The organism is Dietzia sp. CW19 (genome assembly GCF_014145265.1).
Taxonomy (GTDB): domain Bacteria; phylum Actinomycetota; class Actinomycetes; order Mycobacteriales; family Mycobacteriaceae; genus Dietzia; species Dietzia natronolimnaea.
Map to the genome: position 1 here is coordinate 1 of NZ_JAALEE010000381.1, position 2,754 is coordinate 2,754.

Consider the following 2,754-nt stretch of genomic DNA (forward strand, 5'->3'; position numbering starts at 1 on the left):
GGCCGGCGGTGTCGCGCGGCTCGATGCGCTCGGGTCGGGGCGTCCGATGGTCGTGAGCGCCACGTTAGCCCCGGCGCCGGTCACCGGCCGGGACCTGCCCGGCGAGGGCGAGTACCTCCTGGGTCCGGCGGTGTTGCGCAGCGTGATCGACACCCGCGTGCGCGAGGCGGTCCACCGGCTCGATCACGGACGGGACGGCATCGACGCGGCGCTCGACGCCGAGGACGGCCACGGTTACGCCCACTCCCACGTGGCGGCCGACGGCAGCGTCTACACCCACTCGCACTAGCCCCCACTCCACCAACCCACCACCACACCGACCCCGAGGAGCGCGATGTCCGGATCCGGGAAGTACCAGTACGGCGACGGCGATATCACGCTGGGCGCCGGGCGCGCGACCGTCGAACTCGCGGTGACCAACACCGGGGACCGCGCCGTCCAGGTGGGTTCGCACTACCACTTCTTCGAGGCCAACCGCGAGCTCCGGTTCGACCGGCCCGCCGCCTACGGGCGCCACCTGGCGATCGGCGCGGGCCTGGCGGTGCGGTTCGAACCCGGACAGACCCGCACGGTGCGGCTGGTGGACTACGCCGGCGAGCGCGTCTGCCACGGCTTCTCCGGACTGGTCGACGGCTCCCTCGACGACCCGGCCGTGCGAGAGCGGGCGATGGAGCGGATGCGCGACGGGAGGTTCCTGAGCGACACGCCGGACACCACGACCCACGACGACGACGAGGTGGCGCCGTCCCCCGGGGGCGTGCCCGTCGCCGAGGGCCCGCCGACCGTGCTCCCGCGCGCGACCTATACCGACATCTACGGACCCACGGTCGGGGACCGGCTGACGTTGGCGGACACGGTGTTGACCGTCGAGGTCACGGTTGATCACAACGCCGTCACCACCGACGGGTCGTCCGGCTACGGCGAGGAGGCCGTCTACGGCGGCGGCAAGGCGATCCGGGACGGCATGGCGCAGGACCCGGCCGGCACGCGGGCCTCGGGCGCGCTCGACCTGGTGATCACCGGGGCCACGATCCTCGACGCCGTGATCGGCGTGGTCAAGGGCGACATCGGGGTGCGCGACGGCCGGATCGTGGCCGTGGGCAAGGCCGGTAACCCGCACCTGCAGGACGGAGTGCACCCCGAGCTGGTGATCGGGCCCGGCACGGAGGTGGTGGCGGGCGAGCACAAGATCGTCACCGCCGGGGGAGTGGACACCCACATCCACTTCATCGCCCCACAGCAGGTGGACGAGGCCCTGTCCAACGGGGTGACCACCATGTTCGGCGGAGGGACCGGCCCGTCCGAGGGCACCAAGGGGACCACGTGCACGCCGGGCGCCTGGAACATCGGCCGGATGCTGCAGGCCGCCGACGGGCTGCCGGTGAACATCGGGATCCTGGGCAAGGGCAACACCTCACAGCCCGAGTCGGCGGTCGAGCAGATCGTGGCCGGAGCGGCGGGACTGAAGATCCACGAGGACTGGGGGACCACCCCGGCGACCATCCGCTGCGTGCAGGAGGTCGCCGACCGGTACGACGTGCAGGTCGCGATCCACACCGACACCCTCAACGAGTCCGGCTTCTACGAGGACACCCGCGCCGCGTTCGGCGACTCGACCATCCACACCTTCCACTCCGAGGGCGCCGGCGGCGGCCACGCGCCCGACATCCTGCGGGTGTGCGGCGAGCCCAACGTCCTGCCCGCCTCCACCAACCCGACGCTGCCGTACACGGTCAACTCGGTCGACGAGCTGCTCGACATGGTGATGGTCTGCCACCACCTGTCGCACGACATCCCCGAGGACGTGAGCTTCGCCGACTCCCGCGTGCGGGCCGAGACCATCGCCGCCGAGACCGTGCTGCACGACGAGGGGATCATCTCCATTTTCTCCTCGGACTCGCAGGCCATGGGCCGGATCGGGGAATCGTGGCAGCGCGCGTTCCAGACCGCCCACCACTGCCGCGTCGAGCGGGGCCCGCTGCCGGAGGACAGCGACCGCAACGACAACGAGCGCGTCCTGCGCTACGTCGCCAAGATGACCATCAACCCCGCCATCGCCGCGGGCATCGCCGACCACCTGGGGTCGATCGAACCCGGCAAGCTCGCGGACCTCGTGGTGTGGCCGGTGGACTCCTTTGCCGCTAAGCCCTCGCTGATCATCAAGGGCGGGATGATCGTGTGGGCGCCGATGGGCGATCCCAACGCGTCGCTGCCCACGCCGCAGCCGGTGATCTACCGCCCGATGTTCGGCGCGTACGGCGGGGCGCTGCAGTCCACGCGGGTGACGTTCCTGTCCGCCGCGGCGATCGAGGCCGGCGTGCCCGAGGAGCTGGGCCTGACCTCGCCGTGCCTGCCGGTGCGCGGGTGCCGCGGGATCGGCAAGAAGGACATGGTCCGCAACGACCGCTGCCCGACCATCGAGGTGGACCCCGACACGTACGTGGTGACCGTCGACGGCGAGCCCGCCACCATCGCCCCGGCCACCACGCTGCCGCTGGCCCAGCTGCACTACCTGGCATGAGCGGCACCGATCTGTCGCGGCTGCTGCTCGCGTTGCAGTTCACCGACTCGTCCTTCCCCTCCGGGATGTACACCCTGTCCCACGGGCTCGAGGGGCTGGCCCAGCGCGGGGAGGTCGACGCCCGGCGCCTACCGGAGGTGCTGCACTCGATGCTGCGCCACGCCATCGGCCCGGCGGACTCGGTCGCGCTCGCGCTCGCGTGGGCGGCTACCCGCGAGCACGGGGGCCGTGAC

At 71.9% G+C, this 2,754-nt stretch carries 1 protein-coding gene and 2 pseudogenes; all 3 read left to right on the top strand.

Annotation, left to right across the window (positions count from 1 at the left end; all coding sequences use genetic code 11):
• A pseudogene (locus G6021_RS11690) lies at positions 1-289 on the top strand (hypothetical protein); the annotation flags it as partial.
• 45 nt (positions 290-334) lie between these two features.
• Complete coding sequence (gene ureC / locus G6021_RS11695; RefSeq protein WP_182641346.1) at positions 335-2,521, top strand: urease subunit alpha; 2,187 nt, start codon at positions 335-337, stop codon at positions 2,519-2,521.
• Positions 2,518-2,754: pseudogene (locus tag G6021_RS11700) on the top strand (urease accessory protein); the annotation flags it as partial. The gene ureC and the pseudogene G6021_RS11700, both read left to right, overlap by 4 nt.